Source organism: Bradyrhizobium sp. WSM3983, assembly GCF_000473045.1.
Classification (GTDB): Bacteria; Pseudomonadota; Alphaproteobacteria; order Rhizobiales; family Xanthobacteraceae; genus Bradyrhizobium.
Genome location: NZ_AXAY01000035.1, coordinates 1 through 21,725 on the forward strand (window position 1 = coordinate 1; position 21,725 = coordinate 21,725).

Below are 21,725 nucleotides of genomic sequence, written 5' to 3' on the forward strand. Positions count from 1 at the left end.
ATCGTCACCCTCAGCCTGCAGACCAAGGGCGTCCGCATCGTGCCCGAGGCCAACCGCACCAACGAGAACGCCCCGAGCCACCGCGTCTTCGTCGGCCGGGCCGAGATCGGGGCCGCCTGGTCGAAGCGCTCCGAGGAGGGCCGCGACTATCTCTCGCTCAAGCTCGACGATCCCTCGTTCAACGCACCGATCTACGCGAACCTGTTCAACGACGAGGACGGCGACGGCTTCAGCCTGATCTGGTCGCGGCCGCGCAAGAACGGCGACTGAGGTCGCCAAGAAGCCCCGTCCGGTCCGCCGGGCGGGGCTTCTCAATTCGGACTAACTGGCAGTTCAGCCCCATAGATCTGCTGCGGTTAGTCGTCGGTTTCCTTTGGAAACTGGGCGATCGAGAGATTGCCGTGTTGGTCGATCACCGAGGCCTTCGGCCGCCCGCGAACGAGGGAGGAGCCGGGTGCGAAGATGAGCTGGAGATCTTCGTCGGCTTTCTCGTCGCGGAGAATGCACTCGGGAGCAGCCGCCCGAGTTCGACGAGGGCTGCTACACCGGCACGGGTCGGCGACTGGAAAGTTTCGTCGCCGATCCAGCGGAAGCGAAGTGCGCCAAGTCGCGTTTCGTCGGCAACGGCGAGCAAATAGTGGCGTTCTGCAAGCGTGCGAACGGCGCGGCCTTCGCGGTCGGCGAGGCGGCCTTCAACGCGCTGCATGAGGCGGCGAGCCCGGGTGTCAGGCGCGGAGTCGCCAATGGAGCCGAAAGTCGCCAGCAGGAGAAGCAAAGGCGCCGCGCTTTAGGGCAAGGGCGAGCTCCAAGGACACCGGTCCGAGTCATCAAGCCATGTGCCATCGTACTCGAAGAGGATGGTCTCCGAGCCTCGAGCACGGTTGCTCCTCGCCAGTCCGATGCGGCGCGTGCGGCCGCCGAGATCGATATGCACCTCGACGTCAGCCATTGCGTGAGGCTCCGGTCTTGCATTTGAGGTGGATATGCTTGGGCAGCTCGGCACTGGCGAGCGCTTTGCCGACGCTGTCGTTGCTGATGTCCGCGACCTTGATCAGGCCGTCGAGCAGGCCGAGCGCCTGGAGAACGCCGGCATAGATGCCGATGCTGACGTCGGTGTCGCCGGCTTCGACTCTCGGCAGCGTCGAGCGGGACGTGAAGGCGCGCTCGGCGACGACGGCCATCGGCAACCGCCGACGCCGGCGGGCATCATGGATGTCCGCGCCGAGCTTGCGCAGTGCCCCCGAACGGCGGCAGGGGGATTGTGGGGAGTAGGCATTTGAGACCTTCGCGCTACATATCTCGCGAATATGAAGCACGAAGATTACAAATTTCCTGGTTATCAGGGCTGCTACCTCAGTCTGGGGACGGCTCAGCGTTCGTCCGAGGCGCAAGACCCCCGCACAGTGAGGCGGCGATCGAACCTTGAGGGGCGAGGTCGCCGCCAAGAAATCTTGCAGAATCTGGTGGTCGAACCGGAGTTGGACAGAGAAGGGCGGTCACGGGGTTTTTCAGACGGCCAGACCGGCTTCTGAGAGCGAAGCGGAAGGAGATCAACAAGACCGAGCCCATGCGCTGCATCATCGACACTGCAAATGATCCGCACGAAAGCAGCGTAGACGAGAACGTCACGCGGGAAAATGTGCATCCCGCCGATCAGTTCGAGGCCTTCAAGAAGCTGGCGAAAGAGCAAGGTTTTGGTGCGGAAGAAATCGCCGCCCGCTTCGCACGAATTCGCATGTTGTCCTGCGGCTCGGCGCGGCCTCCCCGAAACCGATGCAGGTCTATCGCGATGGCGATCTGACCCTTGAACATCATCGAAACCGTTTTTGGCGAAGAACGTCGCAAGCTGGAAAGCATCTTTGACTTTGTGAAGGGCATTACCGCAATTGCTCGCGGCAAGCCTCATCAGGATACGAGGCTTGAACTGGGAGGCAACGCGAAGCGTTTGATGAGCACGCAATCTGAAGAGATGGGCCGCGGAACCTGTCGTCCGTTGCGCGGCCCTGCTATTGAGCCTGATGCATCGCCGCCGATCGGGCTAGCCGCATCGACGGTGATGGCACATCTCCGCGTCCGACGCTCGCGGGGCCTCCGGCCCAGCTCGCGATAAGGCGCTGTCCTAATTAGGACAGTCGCGTTGGCAGATTAGGACACCTCAAAATGGGCAAAGATTGCCGCGCTCGGCAATTCTCGCCGGGCATGTTGCGGTCTCATTCTCCAGCTAACCTATTCGTGGCGTTCAATTTTCCGAATAGGCACGTTGCTTGCGTTGTCCGGAGGTGGCTGCGGCCGCTTGAAAATCGCAAACCACTGTTGCGGAGCAACACTTGGCGTGCGGGCGGCGCTGGTTAACGCTGGGCTTAAGGATTCCGGGAGGTGGCATCATGAAGAACAGAACTCATAATAGGATGCTTCACGTCGTTTCCAATGATAGCCGGGATGGGAATGCCGTAATTCTCCCGCTTGGAGATGCGTCGGAAGCGAATCGAGTTCGACAATTGCTTGTTTCTGAGGCGCTTGCTCTTGAGGCACAGCATGGAAAGAACGCCTACTCCGATTACCTTCTCCAGCATCATAGGCGTCCAAGTACAGTTGAGGCCGCGACCATTGGGCGACTCCTTGGCGGCAGGGTGGAAGCTGACGACGGATCGCTACAGCCAGCACTGAATGAAGCCGATCGCGTGGCCTTGCGCGGGATCAAGGCAAGACGCGCCGCTGCATCTCGGCGCTACGACCATATCCTGCGCTTGCAGACAGCCATTGCCGCCCTAGCTGCGAATCACGATGATCCGGCGGATGTTATTGCCAGTGGAAGCGTCATGCTAGATGGCCCTGAAATTGGCTTGCATCTAGACCATGCGCTATGCTGGCTCTCCCGATTCGCACAGGAGTGGCATAGTCGTGAGAAAGAGACACGCGCCTGAGGTGCAGAATTTGTTAGCTTCCCTTAAGGCCAAAATGGCTGTCAAGGGCGCAACCTCGGAATCGATCGTTTCTGCATTCATTAAACAGCATGCGGACGTGGTTGCGAGGGAAAATCTCGACCTCGTCTATATGGCATTGATGAAACTTGTGGGGCACGTCGGGGCTGTTCGCGCGGGAGGCTCAACAGCGGCTCAACTGGAAATGTTTGTAGAATTTGCCGTGCGGAAGACGGCGTTGATCCGTCTTCCGGACGGATCAAAGATCCACCGGCAGCTTCAAGCGCTGACCGTTCATGAAGCGCGGGAGCACGTTCAAGAACGGACAAAGCCGCGGGCGCGTGTGCCGCAATCGGTCAAGGAACTGGCTCGACTCTTGGATACGGTCGAGCCGTACAAGGCAACAGTCCGATCCACGATCGGGGAATGCTGGACTGAATTTCAGAAATCACAGGGAGGCGGCTAGCTCCGCCCGCCCTCGATTACTCGAAAGTTGCGCTTCACCCGAACCGGCTTGTTCGGCTCCAGCGGCAGCACCGCATCGATCAGGTCCCCTAACGTCCAAACCCGATCAGCAACGCCAATAGCGACCGCTGGCGTGGTCGTGAGGGATTCGCGGACCCGGCAGAGGTTGTAGTGGGCAACGTACAGGCTGACCGCCGCAGCGTGGTTGGTGAGCTTCTTTGAAAAGCCGTTGGTGAGCTGCGCAAACCGCTTCTGCGTCATCCGCAGCGTGAGGTTCTGGCGCTCAACGTAGCTGGTGGAGAGCCGTTTACCGTCTCGCGCTCTACTGCGATTACCTCAGCCGGGCTGTAGCGCCGCGCTGCATCCTTTACGGCCAGGTTTGTTACGCTGTAGGTCTTTACGACAACGCCATGATGCGCCTTGCCGCGGAAGGCGTCGCGGATCGCTACGCGGTAGGGTGGAAGCCATCCGTTCTGATCTCCGGTTCACCTATCAAGCGCTCGCGCAAATCGTGCGTAAACAGGTCCGTATTCTCGCTGTCGCGCTTGCCGGTGCGGTAGTGATGGCGCGGCTGGCAGAGCCCAGCGCAATGAACGAATACTGATCGCTCTTGTGGCTGATCTCGCGCCGCTCAACGCGCTTCCGCTTCTTGCCGACATAGCCCCAAATCTCGTCAAGCTCGATACGGCCGACGCGGACGCCAACCATCATCCGGTCGTGCAATTCGGCACAGCCGCGCCCGATGCGCTCGCCAAGGCGCATGATCGTGTCGCGGTGGATGCCGGTAAGCCGCTCAGTGGCGCGGATGCTCTGGCCTTCGGTGAGGCAAGAGATGACGAGTATTTTCTGTTCGCGGGAAAGTTCGTTCACGAAGCTGATCCTTCGGGTTGAAGGGATAGCTTCGGCGACTCTGGCAACTACGCCCGCCAAGGCGTATATTCCCGCCGAAGGCGATGACTGGTCGCCGCTTCTGAAAGCGGCCCACGCATTGCGTTGGAAGGATTGCGATCACCAGGGATGAAAGAGGCCGCCCACTGAGGCGGCCTCACGTACTCGAACGCGCGATTTTGAGCGCCTTGTCGATTGCCATCTCGGCAGATCGAACGGCCATATCCCGGCTAAATGTGGTCTCGCTCTTTGGCTTGCGTCCGGGGAGCTGAAACGTCCATTTCCAGCCCTTGGGGTTGGCGGTTTGGACTACGCTGTATTCGATGCCCTGGTGTTCCAACTGAGATAACGTGCTCCTGCCGGCCCACTAAGGCAGCCTTACTGCATGAAGTAAATGCTCGTGATCGCCACCGCGAGCAGCACCGCACCGCCAACCACCGCAATGGCAAAACAGACCCTTGCCGGGACCGAATACGCATCGACCTTTGGTTCTCTGATCATGCTACGGGCTTCCTCCTGCGTTGGAGTGCAACCAGCGGCTTTTATGAGAGAAACCAGTGAATTCCCTTTCTGGGACGACGTCGAATGAATTCGGTTCTGCAATGCGGGGGTATATGTTCCGGTGGGTCTATTCGCCCCTGAGCTTCTGCTCGATGTAGTCGTTTACGGCTTGGGCAAAGTCGTGCTGAGTGCCGACGACCGCATTTCGCTGCTCCAGAACGTCAAGTTGGAGCAAGCGCAGCCCGCTCTTTCTGGCCTTCTCCAGCGTCACCTCAAAGTACTCATTGACCGCCCGCTCAGCCAAGGGGGATGCCGTTCGGGTCTGCCTTGGCGATCAGCCTGCGCAAGATCGCCTTGCAATTCTCCATGTGTGGCATGCGCTGACTATGCGCCCGATTCGAAAATAGGACACTCCCCAATTCAACTTAGGACACTAGGGGTTAAATACGGACAGTACCCGCGATAACAAAGGAACAAACTAAAAAAGTTCGGCACTTGGCATCCAGCCTTTCCCAAATAAAACCCGCAAACAGTCACTTCTTCTTGCGAATCGATCGAATCGGTTTGCGACCCCTGGGTAATGTTTTGGGCGTCGTCGCTCCTTTCGGCGGCTGAAGGAAGAATTCCGATAACTGAACACCAAGCGTTTCCGCCAATCGGTCGAGCAGATCAATCGTCGGGTTCTCCGCTTGCCGTTCAAGACCGCCCATGTATGAGCGATCGATCCCGGCATCGTATGCCAATTGCTCTTGCGGAATGCCGCGATCGACGCGGATCCGGCGGACATTCCAGGCCACAAGCGCACGAGCTTTCATGCGCAAAAGCAGCCATTTGGTAGGCCATCAAACCACTGGCTATAACCGATCTATTTCGATAGTTTAGTCCGCAGATGGGCTCAGGCTTCGATGAACTGCCGTATGCTACATGAATAGACCGCCAGTGGACCCCGACGTTGCAGACGCGGCGCCAAATGAATCGGCGATGACGACCTATGACGAACAGCATGTCATCACGTACATTCGCCTTCTGCAGGCGGAGGGTGAGGGAGCGGACTGGCGGGAGGTGGCTCGTATCGTGCTCCATATCGATCCGGAGCGAGAGCCGGACCGTGCGCGGACCGCATATCAGAGTCATCTTGCGCGCGCTAAATGGGTGACCCAGCAGGGACGCCTCTTGCGCGGCACCGGCTCAAAATAGAAGAAAATTGCCGACTGTAAGTCTGCAGACGAAACGATTTTCTCCCGCTAACCAGTGGTCATTCTCATGCACCACGTGGTGCCAAACTAGGGGCTTCCTACAACCGCATCGTTCATAATTATGCGCCGCAATCCTTGTTAGCCGCGTGCAATGGGACGGAAGCAATGCCTGAATTCGACTGGCGATCGCCAGATTCGTTTAAGAGCCTGGAGAACGCCGAGATCACTCACATCGCCTGGGAAGGCCTTCGTATGAACGTGGACTATCAACGCGACTACGAAGCGATGATTGCGAATAGCCCAGATGGCGAAGTGACCGAGGAATTCAGGAGGATGTGGGGTATCTGCTTTCGCTCATGACCCGCAAAAGTCCTCCAAAGAACAGGTCATCTTTTGGACACCTGAGGTTCTAGCGTCCGTTGTCCCGGTGACAACCGCGCTGGCTGCTTCTCACGAATCAGCATCTCAGCCGCTGCTCGACTTTGCTGCCGGCCGGGTGTGCCGCGCCGCCGATGGTTGGCATGCGGTGCTGTGCATCGGCTCGGTTGAGCATCGCATCTGGTCGAAACAGCCGCTGACCGCAGGCGCCCACTATGCAGCCGAGTTACCAATCGACCGGGATTTCGAAGCGCGCGCGCACGCTGCCACGCGGCTGTGGCGCGCGATGAATGGACGCGCGCCAGGACCTGCCTTCCATCGCTTGTCCAAACAGCGGCGCGTACGCTTATGCGGAGCCCTTCGCGCGGTTGCCGCGTATTTCGCCGGCGCGACCTATCGCAGCATTGCAGAGGCTCTGTTCGGCGAAAAGCGCATCCCCGATCGTACCTGGAAAACGCACGATTTGCGCAGCCGAACCATCCGTCTCGTACAAAGCGGCCTCGCGTTCGTTCGCGGAGGATATCGCAAACTTCTGGGACCCGAGCGCAGGGACGAGTAGCGCCGTCCTCCGGGGTGCCGAAAATCGGCCCCCCGATATTCGGCATCCCCCTCCGAGAACTTGCTTCTCCATGATGACCGCACACACGCCGACGCCGCCATCCGCGGTGCGCTGTCATCCTGGAGTCCTCAAATGCCCGATCCGATGGCCGGCCTCCCCCCGCGCTTCCTGCGTACATCGGAAGCTGCGCGTTATCTTGGCCTTTCCGGTCGCACGCTTGAGAAGCACCGCACCTACGGTACCGGACCGACGTATCGGAAGATTGGCGGCCGTGTCGTCTACGCCGTAGATGACCTGAAAGCATGGGCCGATCTCGGCGCCAAAACCTCGACCTCCGATCCCGGCAAGGGGACTGTGCTGCCTGCAAAGAAGCACCCGACGCTGCGCCCCTATGCGGGCCAGGAACGTCGCTGATCCTGTTTGAGAGCGATGGTCATGCGACGCAAACACCATTCCGAGCGCAACCGGCTTGAACTCTTCCGGGCACTGCCCGGCGATCTCGCGCCCCGCGACGCGCAGGATCTGATGGCTTATCCATTCTTCTCGCTCGCGAAAACAAAACGCATTGTGCCGATCGATTTTCGTACCGGTGCGATCGCAATTCGGGTCGAAGCGGTGCCGGAACACGGCATGGCAACCATTTGGGATGCGGACGTTTTAATCTGGGCCGCTTCCCAGATCGTCGAAGCCCGTGACGCCGGCTTGAAGACGTCGCGCCTGATGGCTGCAACGCCGTATGAGATTCTGACGTTCGTCGGCCGCGGAACCAGCGCACGCGACTATGACCGGCTGAAGGCTGGCCTCGACAGGTTGCAGTCAACGACCGTGTTGACGTCGATCCGCCAAATTGCGGAACGACGGCGGCATCGTTTCTCCTGGATCAACGAATGGAAGGAGACGGCTGACGCAAACGGACGCCCGCTCGGGCTCGAACTGATCTTGCCCGATTGGTTCTATTCCGGCGTGATCGATGACGCGCTCGTGCTCACGATTGATCGCGCGTATTTCGATCTGACGGGCGGACTTGAGCGCTGGCTTTACCGCCTCGTGCGCAAGCATGGCGGCCGGCAGCAGGGCGGCTGGAGCTTCGATCTTGTGCATCTCCATGCCAAGTCCGGCAGTCTCTCGCCTCTCAAGCATTTTGCATACGACGTGCGTCAGATTGTCCAGCGCCAGGCATTGCCTGGCTACCAACTCGTGCTCACGCGCGATCGCGACGGCGCCGAGCGGTTGAAGTTCGCGCCCGCGCCCATCAATCCATTCACCGAGAGACTTCGCGGGCGCGATCTCCTTCCGAAATCGGGAGGCAATCTGTGAATCAGCTCGTGCTATCGGGGACCGCAACCCCCGTGCCATCAGGGACCAGATCCTCGTGCTATCGGGGACCGGAAGCGGATCCATGTCCTTGTCCTTTCGCGCTTTCCAGCGGCCGTAACTCTTCTAACCAGAAATCCTTCGGATTTCTTCTAACGGACCGCGCCTTCAGGCCTCTGAGGATAACCAGCACAGTCCGCCTGTTCTGCCTCGCCACAGTGAGGGCCAGGGCGAGGACACGCTGTCGCAATTCCGCTTCCGTCAGGCAATCAGAACCTCTCTGTACTCGGAGTACGTCATGAACAATTTCACCGAAGTCGAACTCCTTTGGCTCGAGAAGCGCATTGAGAACCGCATCCGGTTCGGCCACTCCGTCGAGGAGAGAATCCTCGATCGCCGCCGACGCGTGCTGTCCTTTGCGCCCGGCAGCATCTTTGCGTTCGTACGCTGGACATCAAACGACTTCGGAACGGCAATCTCACGGATCGATATTCTGCGCGCGGTGGCACCGGGACAACGATGCTCCACGGTGCCCTATGTGAAGCCCGGCGGGGACATTCTCCTGCGCCTATCCGGCTGGCCCAAGGTCGAACGGGTGCTTCAGTTGATCGACGCTGTCGAGGCGCTCCAGATCGATCCCGCGGACGCTGCGCCCGACTACTGGCATCACGTTCATAACCGCATGTCGGTCAATGAAAACCCCCGCCCCTACACGAAAGCGAGACACCAGGCGTGGCTTCAACGGCAAAGGACAATGCGATGACAGGTCCGTGGAAGACCTTGATCGCGCTGTTCGGTGGCGCTGCTGCGCTTCTCGCGCCGACGGTACTCGACCTGGCACCACTCTACGTCTGGAATGCATCTGACAGCGTGCCAATCGGCCTGTATCGTTTGCAACCTGCGGAAAAGCTGTTCGTGACGGAGCTGCTCGCCGTTCAGCCGCCGGAGCCGCTTGCAACCTTCCTCGACGTGGGCGGCTATCTGCCGACCGGGATACCGATGCTCAAACGCGTGCTGGCGCTTCCGGGGCAGACCGTCTGCAGAACCGGGCTCGCAGTTACCGTCGACGCGATCGAAATGGGCGAGGCACGAGATCGCGATGGCCGCGGCCGTCCGCTTCCGAAATGGCAGGGTTGCCGCGTCGTCGGCGAGGGCGAACTCTTTGTCATGAACTGGCAATCCGCCGACTCGCTGGACGGAAGATACTTCGGCTTTCTGCCGGCATCCGCCGTCCTTGGGCGTGCGCTCCCTGTGTGGACCTGGGAGGACTGAGCGTGCGCGTCTTGGAATTCCGATCTGCTGTTCCGCTGTTCTCCCGAATGCTGCACCGTTCCTCCGTCCCGGCCAACGATCGCGGAGCTGTCGCGCGCACGGCCGGTCCAGAGCCTGCCCCGGACTTTGTCCGCGGGCGGCCGATGGGCCGGCGCCAAGCGATCTTACCCGGAAGGAGCACGAACACGAGAGCATGCTGGCGTTCGGTCGAAACAAGCCTTCGCTCCGTCGTGCCGTTGTTCCTTGCGCTGACGGTCAGTGACGCTGCGGTTTTCGCCGAGACACGATCAGCAGAGCATACAGCGAGCTCTCAAACCAGCGAACCGTTTGCGCCGATCATTGACGAGGCCGCGCGCCGCTTCGGCTTACCAGTGTACTGGATACGCGCAGTCTTGGAAGTCGAGAGCGCTGGAGACGTGCGCGCCAGCTCTCCGAAAGGTGCCGTGGGGCTGATGCAGATCATGCCGCAGACTTGGGCCGAGCTGCGCCTGCGATATCAGCTTGGCAACGATCCCTACGACCCCCACGACAATATCCTTGCTGGTGCGGCCTATCTCCGGGAACTTCACGACCGATTCGGTTCGCCGGGTTTTCTGGTAGCCTACAATGCGGGCCCTGCTCGCTACGAAGAACATCTCGCCGGTCGAGCATTGCCGGCTGAAGCACAGGCCTATTTGGCGAGGCTTGCGCCGATGATCGGCAGCTACCTTGCCGCTTCCCGGCTCGTCGCTAACTTGCGGCCATCTGCAGCGACGTTCTTCGTTGTGATGTCCGAGAGCTCAAAGACCTCAACCTCGGCACGCCTTGGCCGTACGCCGAATCGCGCTCCGATCGCCGTCTCTGCTCACGATCTTTCAGCCATTGTGCCCGAGGCCACCGGGCTTTTTGTTGCGAGATCCGATATGGGAGGTGAGCGGTGAGCGAACGCGTAAGCTCGCATGCATTAGCGTGCCTTGGAGAGGAATGGGCGGAAAGGCGATGGCCGTGGGAAGGCACGACAGCAGAACGGCGAGATAAAAGGGGCTCGCCGGTCGAACCGCAAGCCATTGGCATGGCTTGGGTTCTGGCGTGCCGGTCGGTCGGGGCGCGTGCCGCGCCGTACATTTCGAACAGCGCAATCAAGGAGATTTTCGGCACTGTAGCTGCGTTGGCGCCTTTCGAGGTCCGGCCATGACCGTGCGCGACAGCGATCTGCGCATTCGGCCCGGGCGCATCCGCAGCACCCGCGCGCCCAAGCCGAAGAGCTTCATCAACCAGGTGCTACGTGCCGCGAAGAAAGCTGGACATACGTCGGGTCAGGTTGGGCTTGGCAGGCGTTCTGCGGCCTATGGGCGCTCGACGTTTGGCCGCGGCCGGCTTGCTTTTGGCCGCAGCCGGTTGTTCAGCCCGACGCGGCGCGTTGTGGTGAAGGCGCGCATCGTGCGTCACGAGGGACGTTCGTTCCGCTCGGCGCCGCTGACGGCTCACCTTTCATATCTCAAGCGCGACGGAGTAACCCGGAGCGGCGAACGGGCCGAGATGTTCGATGCTGGCAGCGATCGAGCTGACGGCGGGGCCTTCGCAGAACGATGCCAGGGTGACCGCCATCATTTTCGATTCATTGTCTCGCCCGAGGATGCCGCCGACATGACTGACCTCAGGGCCTTCACCCGTGATCTGGCCAAGCAGATGGAGATCGATTTCGGAACGCGGCTCGAATGGGTGGCCGTCGATCACTGGAACACGGACAACCCTCACGTCCATCTTCTCGTTCGGGGAGTCGATGAGACAGGCGCAGACCTCGTGATCTCCCGCGACTACATCAGCCGCGGCCTGCGCTCACGTGCCGAGGAGTTGGTCGCCATCGAACTGGGTCCAAGACCGGAGCATGAAATCCGCAGCTCGCTGGAGAGAGAAGTCACTGCAGAGCGATGGACGCGGCTCGAACGCGAGATTCGGCTGGCAGCCGACGAAACCGGCTATATCGATCTTCGTCCTGAGAATCCGGGCAGCTCCGATCCCGAGATCCGGCGCCTGATGGTCGGCCGCCTTCAACACCTGGAGAAGATGGGCCTTGCTGCATCCGCTGCGCCAGGGGAATGGATGGTGGGGCTCGAGGCCGAGCGTAGCTTGCGCGACCTTGGCATGCGCGGCGACATCATCAAGACTATGCACCGCGCCTTCAGCGAGCGTGGGGAAGCGCGTGGCGTGTCCGACTACGTTATCGAAGCTGGACAGCCAAGCTCCAAGATCATCGGACGACTGGTCGATCGAGGATTGCATGACGAACTTACCGGCGAGGCCTACGCCCTGATCGACGGAACAGACGGGCGCGCGCACCACGTCCGGTTCCGAGGAATCGAAGCTTTCGAACATGTGCCATCTGTCGGCGGTATCGTCGAGGTCCGGCGCTTCGGTCCGGCGGATGATCCGCGCCCGACATTGGTCCTTGCGGCCCGTTCTGATCTCGACCTTGGCGAGCAGGTCGCCGCGAAAGGCGCCACCTGGCTCGACCACCGGCTGGTTGAATCCAACCCCATGCCTCTCGCCATGGGCGGCTTCGGTCGCGAGACGCGCGAGGCTCTCGAAGCTCGCACCGAGCATCTGGTTCGGGAAGGTCTGGCGCGGCGGCAGGGTCAGCGCATCACCTTCCAGCGTGATCTCCTCAACACGTTGCGTCGACGCGAGCTGGACGAGGTGGCAGCAAGAATCTCGGCCGAGACCGGCCTGCCTCACGTGAAGGGCGCCTCCGGCGAGCACGTGGCGGGCATATGTCGTCAGCGATTGACGCTCGCCTCGGGGCGTTTCGCCATGATCGACGATGGGCTCGGATTTCAGCTGGTGCCCTGGTCGCGCGAGCTCGAGAAAAGGTTGGGCCAGCACGTTGCCGGCACCGCGAAGGAGGGCGGCGGGATCGAATGGAGCTTCGGCCGGAAGCGCGACCTCAGCCTGTAGCTATCTTGTCAATTCCTCGAAAGGTGTTCGGGATGTCGGGAACCAAAATCCTGTGGGGGCAGGTGATTGTCGTCGGCCTGATCGTCTTGCTGGCCATCTGGGGAGCGACCGAGTGGACGGCTTGGCGGCTCGCCTATCAGCCGGAGCTAGGGCGGCCATGGTTCGAGTTGTCGGGCTTCAAGGTCTATTACCCGCCCGTCTTCTTCTGGTGGTGGTTCGTCTACGACGCCTATGCCCCTCAGGTCTTTGTCGAAGGTGCATTCATCGCGGCCTCCGGGACCTTCGTTTCGATCGCGGTCGCGATCGGGATGTCGGTCTGGCGGGCGCGCGAGGCCAAGAATGTCCAGACCTACGGGTCGGCGCGGTGGGCCGATCCGCGGGAGGTGGAGGCGGCCGGACTCCTGGGTGGGGACGGGGTCGTGCTTGGCAGGTTGGCGGAGGATTACCTGCGCCACAACGGACCCGAGCATGTGCTCTGCTTTGCGCCGACCCGGTCCGGCAAGGGCGTTGGCCTCGTTGTTCCTTCCCTCCTCACGTGGCCACACTCGGCAATCGTGCACGACATCAAGGGCGAGAACTGGCAGCTCACGGCCGGGTTTCGGTCCCGACATGGCCGGGTGTTGCTGTTCGATCCGACCAATCCAAAATCGTCTGCCTACAACCCACTTCTCGAAGTACGCCGCGGCGAATGGGAGGTTCGAGACGTCCAGAACGTTGCGGACGTGCTGGTCGATCCGGAAGGGTCGCTCGACAAGCGGAACCACTGGGAGAAGACCAGCCACTCGCTGCTTGTCGGGGCCATCCTGCACGTCCTCTACGCAGAATCCGACAAGACGCTCGCCGGAGTCGCGGCCTTTTTGTCGGACCCGAAGCGCCCGATCGAGATCACGCTGAAGGCAATGATGACAAGCTCGCATCTTGGTGAGCAGGGTCCACATCCGGTTGTCGCCTCAACCGCGCGAGAACTGCTGAACAAATCCGAGAACGAACGCTCAGGCGTGCTCTCGACTGCGATGTCGTTCCTTGGACTTTATCGGGATCCAGTGGTGGCGCAGGTGACAAGCCAATGCGACTGGCGGATCTCGGATCTGATTGCCGATGCTCGTCCGACGACGCTCTATCTTGTCGTGCCTCCGTCCGACATCTCCCGGACGAAGCCGCTCATACGTCTCGTGCTCAATCAAATCGGTCGTCGCATCACCGAAGATCTGCAAGCCAAGAACCGGCGCCACCGCGTCCTGATGATGCTGGACGAGTTCCCGGCACTGGGGCGTCTCGACTTTTTCGAGTCAGCGCTCGCGTTCATGGCCGGCTACGGGATCAAGGCCTTCCTGATCGCGCAGTCGTTGAACCAGATCGAGAAGGCCTACGGCCCCAACAATGCGATTTTGGACAATTGCCATGTCCGCGTGAGCTTTGCAACAAACGACGAGCGGACCGCAAGACGCGTTTCGGACGCGCTTGGAACTGCGACCGAGATGCGAGCCATGAAAAACTATGCCGGTCATCGGCTGAATCCGTGGCTTGGCCATCTGATGGTCTCGCGGCAGGAGACCGCACGCGCCTTGCTCACGCCCGGCGAGGTGATGCAGCTTCCTCCCACCGACGAAATCGTGATGGTGGCCGGGACGGCGCCGATCCGAGCCAAGAAAGTGCGCTACTACGAAGACAGACGTCTTACCGAGCGCATTCTCTCACCGCCAGTGCCGGCCAGCCTGGGGCGGCCTTCCCGGGAAGATAGTTGGTCCAGCCTCAAGCTCCCCGTGCGGAATGACGTAACCGCCCAGACCGAAGAGTCCGAAACCGATACCGCCAACAGCGGTCTGCGCCGGGAACCCGAGCTTCCTGACCACGTCGCTATCGTCAAAGAGACAACCGATGTGACGCCGACAGAAGAGTTTGCCGTGCTCGACGACGACGATGAGGCCGTGCGTCAAGCCCGGATTCTTCGCCAGCAGATGCGGGGCGTGGCCCGCCAGGCGGCGCTTGATCCGAACGACGGCATTGATCTCTGAGGTCCCATGCGCAACCGCATGAACGTGTATTTCCCCCCGGAGCTTCTGAAGCAGATCTCCGACCTTGCCGATCGCAAAAATCTCTCACGATCGGCCATTGTCGAGGCGGCCGTCATCTCGTTTATGTCACCGGATGGAGTCGATCGCAAAGAGGCGGCGTTCGCCCGTCGGCTGGACCGCTTGTCCCGGCAAGTGCAGCGACTTGAGCGGGATGTCGGGCTGACGGCCGAGACGTTGGCTCTGTTTGTTCGATTTTGGCTGACGATCACGCCTCCCTTGCCGAACGAAGCCCAGGCCGCCGCACAGATCAAAGGACGTGAGCGCTTTGAAGGCTTCGTCGAGACATTGGGCCGCCGCCTGCAAAAGGGCCAAAGCTTCTTGCGGGAGATTCCGGACGATATCGTTCGTGGAGCGCCCGAGGATTCCAGCAACTGATTGCGCCGGCCTTGCTGGCTGCTCAGGCCTTTCTCTTTCTACGCCAGACTACGACGGAGATGATCGCCTGGTTGCAGGAAGATCGTTGGTGTTTTTCTAATCATCCCCATCCGAGGGCGATGTTTTAGCCCTCGATCGGTGGGGGCAAGCAGTGGCGATCCATTCTCTTCAATCGGAGGCGATCTCGCGTGGCGCGCGGATGCTCCGCAGCGCGCTGGGGCTCGCCATTGCGCGCTATCTCGAAGACGATGCGATCGTCGAGGTCATGCTGAACCCTGACGGCCGACTGTGGATCGACCGGCTCTCCAGCGGATTGACTGACACAGGTGAACAACTCTCCGCCGCCGATGGCGAGCGCATCATTCGCCTGGTGGCGCATCATGTGGGAGCCGAGGTCCACGCCGCCGCGCCCCGTATTTCTGCTGAACTACCCGAGACCGGAGAGCGGTTTGAAGGCCTGTTGCCGCCTGTCGTCACGGCACCAGCGTTCGCCATTCGCAAGCCTGCCGTCGCGGTCTTCACGCTCGACGACTATGCCAGGGCGGGCATCATGACGGCCGATCACGCCACGGCACTGCGCCAGGCCGTCGCCTCGCGCAAAAACGTCCTGGTCGCTGGCGGCACATCAACGGGCAAAACCACACTCACAAATGCATTGCTTGCTGAGGTCGCGAAGACCAGTGACCGGGTCGTGCTGATTGAGGACACCCGCGAGCTGCAATGCAAAGCGCCGAATCTGGTCGCGCTGCGCACCAAGGATGGCGTTGTCTCGCTCTCGGATCTCGTGCGCTCCTCACTTCGACTGCGTCCAGACCGCATTCCCATCGGCGAGGTGCGGGGCGCTGAGGCTCTTGATCTGCTCAAGGCCTGGGGAACCGGTCACCCTGGCGGGATCGGCACCATCCATGCGGGCACTGCGCTCGGCGCTTTACGCCGTCTCGAGCAGCTCATCCAGGAAGCCGTGATGACCGTGCCGCGCGCCCTGATCGCCGAAACCATCAACGTCATTGCGGTCCTGTCCGGGCGTGGTGCCGAGCGCCGGCTTGCCGAACTCGCGCGCGTCAACGGCCTCGGACCGGCCGGGGATTACAGCCTTTCACCAGCAGGAGACTTCACATGAGCAATCGAAACATGAGCAATCGAAACCGAGTTCCGCATTGGAGCGTTTCCATCGCCGCACTGGGTGCGGTCCTATCTATGAGTCCGCCAGCTTGGGCCGCCGGCTCCAACATGCCTTGGGAGCAACCGCTCAATCAGATCCTGCAGTCGGTCGAAGGACCGGTCGCCAAAATCATCGCCGTCATCATCATCGTCGTCACGGGTCTGACGCTCGCATTCGGTGATACCTCGGGCGGCTTTCGCAGGCTGATACAGATCGTGTTCGGGCTTTCGATTGCGTTTGCAGCCTCGAGCTTCTTCTTGTCGTTTTTCTCATTCGGCGGCGGCGTGGTGGTGTGATGGACGAGCCTGTCGCAGGATTTATCGCGCCGGTGCATCGGGCGTTGACGGAGCCGATCCTGATGGGCGGAGCACCCCGGTCGGTCGCCATCGTTAACGGGACGCTCGCCGCAGCCCTTGGGCTCGGATTGCGCTTGTGGATCGCCGGTCTCCTGCTCTGGGCCATTGGCCACGCGGCGGCTGTCTGGGCTGCCAAGCGGGACCCCGCATTCGTCGAAGTGGTGCGCCGTCACCTGCGCGTCCCAGCCCATCTCAACATCTAGAGCTCTCCCATGATCAATCTCGCGGAATACCGCCGGTCGAGCACGAGGCTTGCCGATTTCCTGCCGTGGGCGGCCCTGGTCGATGCAGGCATCATCCTGAACAAGGACGGCTCGTTTCAGCGAACCGCCAGATTCCGCGGACCGGATCTGGACAGCGCGGTCCCGGCCGAACTCGTGGCCGTGGCCGGTCGTCTCAACAACGCTCTGCGCCGTCTGGGATCCGGCTGGGCCGTCTTCGTGGAGGCGCAGCGCCATTCCGCAGGCGTGTATCCACCGGACACATTTCCGGACGTCGCATCTGCGCTGGTTGATGCCGAGCGCCGCGCGCAGTTTGAGGAAGAGGGCGCCCATTACGACTCGAGCTATTACCTGACTTTCACCTACCTGCCGCCGGCGGAGGATGCCGCGAGGGCAGAGCGGCTTCTTTATGAAGGCAGAAGTCGCACGCCAAGTGCCGACGCGCACGAAGTTCTCAGCGGCTTTGCCGACCGAACCGATCGCGTGCTGCAGCTTATCGAGGGCTTCATGCCCGAATGCGCCTGGCTCGGCGACGAGGAGACGCTGACCTACCTGCATTCGACGATTTCGATCAAACGGCATCGGGTTCGTGTGCCCGAGATCCCCATGTATCTCGACGCGCTGCTCGCTGACCAACCCTTGACCGGTGGTCTCGAGCCGATGTTGGGCGCGGCACATCTGCGTGTTCTCACCATCGTCGGGTTTCCGACAGCGAGCACGCCCGGAATTCTCGATGACCTCAATCGTCTCGCTTTCCCGTACCGCTGGTCGACCCGGGCGATCATGCTCGACAAAACGGATGCCACAAAGCTCCTGACGAAAATCCGGCGCCAGTGGTTCGCCAAACGGAAGTCGATTGCTGCGATCCTGAAGGAGGTGATGACCAACGAGGCCTCCTCGCTTCTCGATACCGACGCTCACAACAAGGCGATGGATGCGGACGCGGCACTCCTGGAGCTAGGTTCGGACCAGATCGGCGAGGCGTTCGTGACGGCGAGCGTTACCGTTTGGGGCCGAGATGCGCGCTCGGCCGACGAGAGATTGCGGCTCGTCGAGAAGGTCATTCAAGGGCGCGACTTCACCTGCATGATCGAGACGGTGAATGCCGTCGAAGCGTGGCTCGGCAGCCTGCCTGGACACGTGTACGCCAACATCCGGCAACCGCCGATCTCGACCCTCAACCTTGCTCACATGATTCCGCTGTCGGCCGTGTGGGCCGGCGAGGCGCGGGATCACCATTTCAAGGCTCCGCCCCTGCTTTTCGGCAAGACGGAAGGGTCAACTCCCTTCCGTTTCGCTCTTCACGTCGGGGACGTCGGACACACGCTTGTGGTTGGTCCGACCGGTGCCGGCAAGTCGGTCCTGCTGGCGCTGATGGCGCTCCAGTTCCGCCGCTATCCCCAGTCTCAGGTCTTTGCCTTTGATTTTGGAGGCTCAATCCGGGCGGCAGCCCTCGCTATGGGTGGCGATTGGCACGATCTCGGCGGCGCGTTGTCGCAGGCTGCGTCCGAGCCGGTCGCGTTGCAGCCATTGGCCTGGATTGACGATACCGCGGAACGGGCCTGGGCCACGGACTGGGTCGCCTCGATCCTTGCCCGCGAGAAGATCGAGATCACGCCGGAGGCAAAGGATCATTTATGGTCGGCGCTGACCTCCCTTGCATCCGCGCGCCTGCCGGAGCGGACCCTGACAGGGCTGTCCGTTCTGCTCCAGTCGACGACCCTGAAACGCGCTTTGCAACCCTATTGCCTCGGTGGGCCCTATGGGCGGCTGCTCGATGCAGAATTCGAGCGAATTGGCGAGGCGCCGGTCCAGGCGTTCGAGACCGAAGGACTAATTGGAACGGGCGCGGCGCCGGCGGTGCTGGCCTATCTGTTCCACCGCATTGGCGACCGCCTCGACGGCAGGCCGACGCTCATGATCGTCGACGAAGGCTGGCTGGCGCTTGATGATGCGGACTTTGCCGGGCAGCTCCGCGAATGGTTGAAGACGCTGCGCAAGAAGAACGCGTCTGTGGTTTTCGCCACGCAGTCTTTGTCGGACATCGATGGATCTGATATCGCTCCTGCCATCATCGAGAGCTGCCCGACGCGATTGCTTCTGCCGAACGAGCGCGCGATCGAGCCTCAGATCACCGAGATCTATCGCCGTTTTGGGCTCAACGATCGCCAGATCGAGCTCTTGAGCCGCGCGACGCCCAAACGGGACTACTACTGCCAATCCCGTCGCGGCAATCGCATGTTCGAGCTCGGGCTCGGTGAAGTCGCGCTCGCCTTTGCGGCTGCATCCTCCAAGACGGATCAGGCCGCAATCGATCGATTGCTCACAGAGCACGGCCGCGAGGCCTTTGTGCCTGCTTGGCTCCAGCACCGCGGAGCCGGTTGGGCCGTGGACCTCATTCCCAATCTTCGCAATCTGGAGAATTCGCAATGAGCCGTCGTCGTCTCGGTCTGGCGATCAGCATTGTTGCTGTCTGGCTTCTGGCAACCGCGCCTGGCCGGGCACAATGGATCGTCTTTGATCCCAACAATTACGTCCAGAATGTCCTGACCGCAGCACGAGAGCTGCAGCAGATCAACAATCAGATCACCTCGTTGCAGAACGAGGCGCAGATGTTGATCAACCAGGCGAAGAACCTGGCGAGCCTGCCATATTCCTCGCTGCAGCAGCTCCAGAGCTCCATTCTACGCACCCAGCAGCTTCTCAACCAGGCCCAGCGCATCGCCTACGACGTGCAGCAGATCGATCGGGCCTTTGCCACCACCTATGCGCCAGCAACCAGCAGCCAATCCGATTCAGGATTGTTCGCAGGTGCGCAATCGCGTTGGCAGGATTCGGTCGCGGCGTTTCAGGATGCACTTCGTGTGCAAGCCGGCGTTGTCGGAAATCTCGACACAAACCGCATTCAGACCTCAGCACTGGTGAGCTCAAGCCAGGGAGCAAGCGGGGCCCTGCAGGCCACCCAAGCCGGCAACCAGATCCTGGCACTGCAGGCGCAGCAGCTCGCCGACTTGACCGCGGCGGTGGCGGCGCAGGGCAGGGCTCAATCTCTGGAATCTGCCCGACGCGCCGCGGCTCAGGACCAAGCTCGCGAGCAGCTTCGGCGCTTTCTGACCAGCGGCCAGGGCTATCAATCCTCCAACGTGCAGATGTTTCATTGATGAGCGATCAAAAGGCATTCCGAGCATTGTCGCTCGCCATCACGGTTGTTGGCGGAGCGGCACTCATCGTCGCATGCACGATCCAGCTACGCGGTCCGGACAAAATCATGGGTCCGAAGCCATCGAGCGCAACCGCCAGCGGCCCCATGGGATCCGATCTCACCCGCTGCCGTACCGTGACATCAGAGCATTCTCCAGCGTATCAGGATTGCCAAAGGATCTGGGCCGAGAACCGGCGCCGGTTTCTCGGCCAAGGGGTGAGCTCGATCAGTCCCACTGTCAACGATCGAGCCAGCTCGCCGGTGCTGTCAGCGCCGAAAGATCAGAGCCGAATGCCTCAAGGCGATTCCTCCGTCGCGTCGCCCGAGGGAGCTAATCAATGACGGGCACGGGAATTATCGATCAGTTCCTCGAGACCTTCACCCGCTACATCGACAATGGCTTTGGGCTTCTTGGCGGCGAGGTGGGTTATCTTGCGACAACACTGGCTGCGATCGACATCACCCTGGCCGCCCTGTTCTGGAGCTGGGGCACGGATGAGGACATCGTCGCGCGGCTCGTCAAGAAAACCCTGTTCGTCGGTGTCTTCGCCTATTTGATCGGCAACTGGAACAGTCTCGCCGGTATCGTCTTCGAAAGCTTCGCCGGTCTCGGATTGAAGGCCTCAGGTACAGGCCTTTCGGCAGGCGATTTCGTTCACCCTGGAAAAATCGCACAAGTCGGACTCGATGCCGGCCGGCCGATCCTGGATTCGATCTCAAACCTGATGGGCTACATCAGTTTTTTTGAGAACTTTGTCCAGATCGTGGTCCTGCTGTTCGCCTGGGCCGTCGTCCTGCTCGCCTTCTTCATTCTGGCGATCCAGCTCTTCGTCACGCTGATCGAGTTCAAGCTGACGACGCTGGCAGGGTTCGTGCTGCTTCCGTTCGGCCTGTTCGGCAAGACGGCGTTTGCAGCCGAACGGGTCCTTGGCAATGTCGTGTCGTCCGGCATCAAGGTGCTGGTGCTGGCCGTGATCGTCGGAATCGGCTCGACCTTGTTTTCCCAGTTCACCTCCGGATTCAATGGCGGCCAGCCGACGATCGAAGACGCGATGACGCTGGTCTTGGCCGCATTGTCGCTTCTGGGTCTTGGAATCTTTGGACCCGGAATCGCGAACGGACTGGTATCTGGTGGTCCACAACTCGGAGCGGGCAGCGCGGTCGGTACGGGACTTGCGGCCGGCGGGATGGCTGCAGCAGGAGCCGGTCTGGCTGCCGGCGGTGTCGGCCTCGCCGGCGGAGCGATCGCAGGTGCGGCGCGGGGCGGCAGCGCGATCGCAAGCGGCGCGGCGGCCGCCTACCGGAGCGGCGGCGTCGGTGGTGTTGCCGAGGCTGCTGCTTCAGCTTCTGTCAGTCCGCTGCGCAGAGCCTCCGCGGCGATCCATGGCGGCAGCCAGTCGACCAACACCACCTCAGCTAGCTCGGGCGAAGGTCCGCCGGATTGGGCGCAGCGCATGAAGCGCGCGCAGACAATCAGCCATGGAGTTTCGGCGGCAACTCATGCCATTCGGTCGGGAGACCATGGTGGAAGTGGCAGCTCGATCGATCTGTCTGACGGAGGGCGCTAGATGTCAAAGTGCCCGTTTGCTGAGAAGCCGTGCGAAAATGGCCACAGGACTGACCAGCCAAATTCAAGCGCGCGCCCTGGTCGGCGCGCCTGGCATGGTCCGGCTTGGCAAGCTCTGGTGCTGGCTTCTCAAGCGCTCTCGTTGAGCCTGACACCCGCGCTTCTCTGGCAGGTCACACATGACCAGTCCGCGTCAGTGAGAGCGCCACTGTACGAGCGGCAACGAGTGTTCGAGATGTCGGCCATGCAAGATCGCCCGGACGCCTTCCTTACGCTGCCTCTCGTGCATTTGCTGCCTGACCTACGGGGTTTGAGCTCAAGCGTTCGCAGACGGCAATG

At 61.3% G+C, this 21,725-nt stretch carries 26 protein-coding genes and 4 pseudogenes; 23 read left to right on the forward strand and 7 right to left on the reverse strand.

What is annotated here, in order from left to right; genetic code table 11:
• A partial coding sequence (locus YUA_RS0134735; RefSeq protein WP_027534808.1) for a DUF736 domain-containing protein occupies positions 1-270 on the forward strand: 270 nt, incomplete at its 5' end.
• A gap of 89 nt (positions 271-359) precedes the next feature.
• Here YUA_RS0134735 and YUA_RS52080 read toward each other — a convergent pair.
• Positions 360-949: pseudogene (locus tag YUA_RS52080) on the reverse strand (type II toxin-antitoxin system HipA family toxin); the annotation flags it as partial.
• Positions 942-1,276, reverse strand: a pseudogene (locus tag YUA_RS0134750) (helix-turn-helix domain-containing protein). The pseudogenes YUA_RS0134750 and YUA_RS52080, both read right to left, overlap by 8 nt.
• Positions 1,277-1,390: 114 nt before the next feature.
• On the opposite strand from YUA_RS0134750, the pseudogene YUA_RS49160 reads away from it, so the two are divergent.
• From YUA_RS49160 to YUA_RS0134770, 4 genes and pseudogenes are all read left to right on the forward strand, one after another.
• Positions 1,391-1,809: pseudogene (locus YUA_RS49160) on the forward strand (chromosome partitioning protein ParB); the annotation flags it as partial.
• A 1-nt stretch (position 1,810) separates the two neighbouring features.
• Positions 1,811-1,957 (forward strand): annotated as a pseudogene (locus tag YUA_RS50500) (DUF932 domain-containing protein); the annotation flags it as partial.
• Between the two features lie 427 nt (positions 1,958-2,384).
• Entirely contained in the window at positions 2,385-2,924 is a 540-nt protein-coding gene (locus tag YUA_RS50505) for a hypothetical protein (protein WP_156947468.1), read from the forward strand.
• Positions 2,925-2,958: 34 nt separating this feature from the next.
• Complete coding sequence (locus YUA_RS0134770) at positions 2,959-3,387, forward strand: hypothetical protein (protein WP_156947470.1); 429 nt, start codon at positions 2,959-2,961, stop codon at positions 3,385-3,387.
• Here the strand turns inward: YUA_RS0134770 and YUA_RS52085 are convergent.
• The 5 genes from YUA_RS52085 to YUA_RS0134800 form a co-directional block, all read right to left on the reverse strand.
• The gene (locus YUA_RS52085; RefSeq protein ID WP_245285332.1) at positions 3,384-3,647 is read right to left on the reverse strand and encodes a hypothetical protein; all 264 of its coding nucleotides are present in this window, start codon (positions 3,645-3,647) and stop codon (positions 3,384-3,386) included. The two genes, YUA_RS0134770 and YUA_RS52085, sit on opposite strands and share 4 nt — an antisense overlap.
• 231 nt (positions 3,648-3,878) lie before the next feature.
• The gene (locus YUA_RS52090; RefSeq protein ID WP_245285333.1) at positions 3,879-4,316 is read right to left on the reverse strand and encodes a hypothetical protein; all 438 of its coding nucleotides are present in this window, start codon (positions 4,314-4,316) and stop codon (positions 3,879-3,881) included.
• 336 nt (positions 4,317-4,652) lie between these two features.
• Positions 4,653-4,775 (reverse strand): hypothetical protein, encoded by a 123-nt coding sequence (locus tag YUA_RS52420; protein ID WP_256375398.1) that lies wholly within the window; start codon positions 4,773-4,775, stop codon positions 4,653-4,655.
• A 127-nt stretch (positions 4,776-4,902) separates the two neighbouring features.
• Positions 4,903-5,079 carry a hypothetical protein gene (locus YUA_RS50515; RefSeq protein ID WP_156947472.1) on the reverse strand — a complete coding sequence of 59 codons (177 nt, stop codon included), beginning with the start codon at positions 5,077-5,079 and terminating at the stop codon, positions 4,903-4,905.
• A gap of 229 nt (positions 5,080-5,308) precedes the next feature.
• The gene (locus YUA_RS0134800; RefSeq protein WP_027534816.1) at positions 5,309-5,590 is read right to left on the reverse strand and encodes a helix-turn-helix domain-containing protein; all 282 of its coding nucleotides are present in this window, start codon (positions 5,588-5,590) and stop codon (positions 5,309-5,311) included.
• A gap of 109 nt (positions 5,591-5,699) precedes the next feature.
• Between YUA_RS0134800 and YUA_RS0134805 the strand changes: the two genes are divergently transcribed.
• From YUA_RS0134805 to trbL, 18 genes are all read left to right on the forward strand, one after another.
• Positions 5,700-5,972 carry a hypothetical protein gene (locus YUA_RS0134805; RefSeq protein ID WP_027534817.1) on the forward strand — a complete coding sequence of 91 codons (273 nt, stop codon included), beginning with the start codon at positions 5,700-5,702 and terminating at the stop codon, positions 5,970-5,972.
• A gap of 164 nt (positions 5,973-6,136) precedes the next feature.
• Positions 6,137-6,331, forward strand: coding sequence for a transcriptional regulator domain-containing protein (locus tag YUA_RS0134810; RefSeq protein WP_027534818.1), 195 nt, complete (start codon positions 6,137-6,139; stop codon positions 6,329-6,331).
• A 67-nt stretch (positions 6,332-6,398) separates the two neighbouring features.
• Positions 6,399-6,908, forward strand: coding sequence for a DUF2285 domain-containing protein (locus tag YUA_RS0134815; protein ID WP_245285334.1), 510 nt, complete (start codon positions 6,399-6,401; stop codon positions 6,906-6,908).
• A gap of 132 nt (positions 6,909-7,040) precedes the next feature.
• Positions 7,041-7,322: an AlpA family transcriptional regulator gene (locus tag YUA_RS0134820; RefSeq protein ID WP_027534820.1), complete on the forward strand. Its 282-nt coding sequence runs from the start codon at positions 7,041-7,043 to the stop codon at positions 7,320-7,322.
• Between the two features lie 21 nt (positions 7,323-7,343).
• The gene (locus tag YUA_RS0134825; RefSeq protein ID WP_027534821.1) at positions 7,344-8,225 is read left to right on the forward strand and encodes a replication initiator protein A; all 882 of its coding nucleotides are present in this window, start codon (positions 7,344-7,346) and stop codon (positions 8,223-8,225) included.
• Positions 8,226-8,520: 295 nt separating this feature from the next.
• Positions 8,521-8,985 (forward strand): DUF2840 domain-containing protein, encoded by a 465-nt coding sequence (locus tag YUA_RS0134830; protein ID WP_027534822.1) that lies wholly within the window; start codon positions 8,521-8,523, stop codon positions 8,983-8,985.
• Positions 8,982-9,494 carry a S26 family signal peptidase gene (locus YUA_RS0134835; protein WP_027534823.1) on the forward strand — a complete coding sequence of 171 codons (513 nt, stop codon included), beginning with the start codon at positions 8,982-8,984 and terminating at the stop codon, positions 9,492-9,494. The genes YUA_RS0134830 and YUA_RS0134835 overlap by 4 nt, the downstream gene beginning before the upstream one ends.
• A gap of 230 nt (positions 9,495-9,724) precedes the next feature.
• A complete protein-coding gene (locus YUA_RS0134840) occupies positions 9,725-10,414 on the forward strand; it encodes a lytic transglycosylase domain-containing protein (protein ID WP_027534824.1) in 690 nt (229 codons plus the stop codon).
• A 250-nt stretch (positions 10,415-10,664) separates the two neighbouring features.
• Complete coding sequence (locus YUA_RS0134845) at positions 10,665-12,428, forward strand: DUF3363 domain-containing protein (RefSeq protein WP_027534825.1); 1,764 nt, start codon at positions 10,665-10,667, stop codon at positions 12,426-12,428.
• Positions 12,429-12,460: 32 nt separating this feature from the next.
• Complete coding sequence (locus YUA_RS0134850; RefSeq protein ID WP_027534826.1) at positions 12,461-14,443, forward strand: conjugal transfer protein TraG; 1,983 nt, start codon at positions 12,461-12,463, stop codon at positions 14,441-14,443.
• A gap of 6 nt (positions 14,444-14,449) precedes the next feature.
• The gene (locus YUA_RS0134855; protein WP_027534827.1) at positions 14,450-14,878 is read left to right on the forward strand and encodes a CopG family transcriptional regulator; all 429 of its coding nucleotides are present in this window, start codon (positions 14,450-14,452) and stop codon (positions 14,876-14,878) included.
• Positions 14,879-15,077: 199 nt separating this feature from the next.
• Positions 15,078-15,998, forward strand: coding sequence for a P-type conjugative transfer ATPase TrbB (gene trbB / locus YUA_RS0134860; RefSeq protein ID WP_051383545.1), 921 nt, complete (start codon positions 15,078-15,080; stop codon positions 15,996-15,998).
• Positions 15,995-16,336, forward strand: coding sequence for a TrbC/VirB2 family protein (locus YUA_RS45990; RefSeq protein WP_245285335.1), 342 nt, complete (start codon positions 15,995-15,997; stop codon positions 16,334-16,336). Before trbB ends, YUA_RS45990 begins: the two co-directional genes overlap by 4 nt.
• The gene (locus YUA_RS0134870; protein ID WP_027534830.1) at positions 16,336-16,599 is read left to right on the forward strand and encodes a VirB3 family type IV secretion system protein; all 264 of its coding nucleotides are present in this window, start codon (positions 16,336-16,338) and stop codon (positions 16,597-16,599) included. The genes YUA_RS45990 and YUA_RS0134870 overlap by 1 nt, the downstream gene beginning before the upstream one ends.
• Positions 16,600-16,608: 9 nt before the next feature.
• Positions 16,609-19,050, forward strand: a complete 2,442-nt coding sequence (trbE, locus tag YUA_RS0134875; protein ID WP_027534831.1) for a conjugal transfer protein TrbE — start codon at positions 16,609-16,611, stop codon at positions 19,048-19,050.
• Positions 19,047-19,778 carry a P-type conjugative transfer protein TrbJ gene (gene trbJ, locus YUA_RS0134880; protein WP_027534832.1) on the forward strand — a complete coding sequence of 244 codons (732 nt, stop codon included), beginning with the start codon at positions 19,047-19,049 and terminating at the stop codon, positions 19,776-19,778. Before trbE ends, trbJ begins: the two co-directional genes overlap by 4 nt.
• Positions 19,778-20,161, forward strand: coding sequence for a putative entry exclusion protein TrbK-alt (gene trbK-alt / locus YUA_RS49165; RefSeq protein ID WP_084293069.1), 384 nt, complete (start codon positions 19,778-19,780; stop codon positions 20,159-20,161). The genes trbJ and trbK-alt overlap by 1 nt, the downstream gene beginning before the upstream one ends.
• The gene (gene trbL / locus YUA_RS0134890; protein WP_027534833.1) at positions 20,158-21,387 is read left to right on the forward strand and encodes a P-type conjugative transfer protein TrbL; all 1,230 of its coding nucleotides are present in this window, start codon (positions 20,158-20,160) and stop codon (positions 21,385-21,387) included. The genes trbK-alt and trbL overlap by 4 nt, the downstream gene beginning before the upstream one ends.
• Positions 21,388-21,725 lie beyond the last annotated feature (338 nt).

What these genes read in the sequence shown, in the direction of transcription:
- YUA_RS50505 (WP_156947468.1), top strand. Translation starts at nt 2,385, where the DNA reads ATGAAGAACAGAACTCATAATAGGATGCTTCACGTCGTTTCCAATGAT.
- YUA_RS0134770 (WP_156947470.1), top strand. Translation starts at nt 2,959, where the DNA reads ATGGCTGTCAAGGGCGCAACCTCGGAATCGATCGTTTCTGCATTCATT.
- YUA_RS52085 (WP_245285332.1), bottom strand. Translation starts at nt 3,647, where the DNA reads ATGACGCAGAAGCGGTTTGCGCAGCTCACCAACGGCTTTTCAAAGAAG.
- YUA_RS52420 (WP_256375398.1), bottom strand. Translation starts at nt 4,775, where the DNA reads ATGATCAGAGAACCAAAGGTCGATGCGTATTCGGTCCCGGCAAGGGTC.
- YUA_RS0134800 (WP_027534816.1), bottom strand. Translation starts at nt 5,590, where the DNA reads ATGAAAGCTCGTGCGCTTGTGGCCTGGAATGTCCGCCGGATCCGCGTC.
- YUA_RS0134805 (WP_027534817.1), top strand. Translation starts at nt 5,700, where the DNA reads ATGAATAGACCGCCAGTGGACCCCGACGTTGCAGACGCGGCGCCAAAT.
- YUA_RS0134810 (WP_027534818.1), top strand. Translation starts at nt 6,137, where the DNA reads ATGCCTGAATTCGACTGGCGATCGCCAGATTCGTTTAAGAGCCTGGAG.
- YUA_RS0134820 (WP_027534820.1), top strand. Translation starts at nt 7,041, where the DNA reads ATGCCCGATCCGATGGCCGGCCTCCCCCCGCGCTTCCTGCGTACATCG.
- YUA_RS0134825 (WP_027534821.1), top strand. Translation starts at nt 7,344, where the DNA reads ATGCGACGCAAACACCATTCCGAGCGCAACCGGCTTGAACTCTTCCGG.
- YUA_RS0134830 (WP_027534822.1), top strand. Translation starts at nt 8,521, where the DNA reads ATGAACAATTTCACCGAAGTCGAACTCCTTTGGCTCGAGAAGCGCATT.
- YUA_RS0134835 (WP_027534823.1), top strand. Translation starts at nt 8,982, where the DNA reads ATGACAGGTCCGTGGAAGACCTTGATCGCGCTGTTCGGTGGCGCTGCT.
- YUA_RS0134845 (WP_027534825.1), top strand. Translation starts at nt 10,665, where the DNA reads ATGACCGTGCGCGACAGCGATCTGCGCATTCGGCCCGGGCGCATCCGC.
- YUA_RS0134850 (WP_027534826.1), top strand. Translation starts at nt 12,461, where the DNA reads ATGTCGGGAACCAAAATCCTGTGGGGGCAGGTGATTGTCGTCGGCCTG.
- YUA_RS0134855 (WP_027534827.1), top strand. Translation starts at nt 14,450, where the DNA reads ATGCGCAACCGCATGAACGTGTATTTCCCCCCGGAGCTTCTGAAGCAG.
- trbB (WP_051383545.1), top strand. Translation starts at nt 15,078, where the DNA reads ATGCTCCGCAGCGCGCTGGGGCTCGCCATTGCGCGCTATCTCGAAGAC.
- YUA_RS45990 (WP_245285335.1), top strand. Translation starts at nt 15,995, where the DNA reads ATGAGCAATCGAAACATGAGCAATCGAAACCGAGTTCCGCATTGGAGC.
- YUA_RS0134870 (WP_027534830.1), top strand. Translation starts at nt 16,336, where the DNA reads ATGGACGAGCCTGTCGCAGGATTTATCGCGCCGGTGCATCGGGCGTTG.
- trbE (WP_027534831.1), top strand. Translation starts at nt 16,609, where the DNA reads ATGATCAATCTCGCGGAATACCGCCGGTCGAGCACGAGGCTTGCCGAT.
- trbJ (WP_027534832.1), top strand. Translation starts at nt 19,047, where the DNA reads ATGAGCCGTCGTCGTCTCGGTCTGGCGATCAGCATTGTTGCTGTCTGG.
- trbK-alt (WP_084293069.1), top strand. Translation starts at nt 19,778, where the DNA reads ATGAGCGATCAAAAGGCATTCCGAGCATTGTCGCTCGCCATCACGGTT.
- trbL (WP_027534833.1), top strand. Translation starts at nt 20,158, where the DNA reads ATGACGGGCACGGGAATTATCGATCAGTTCCTCGAGACCTTCACCCGC.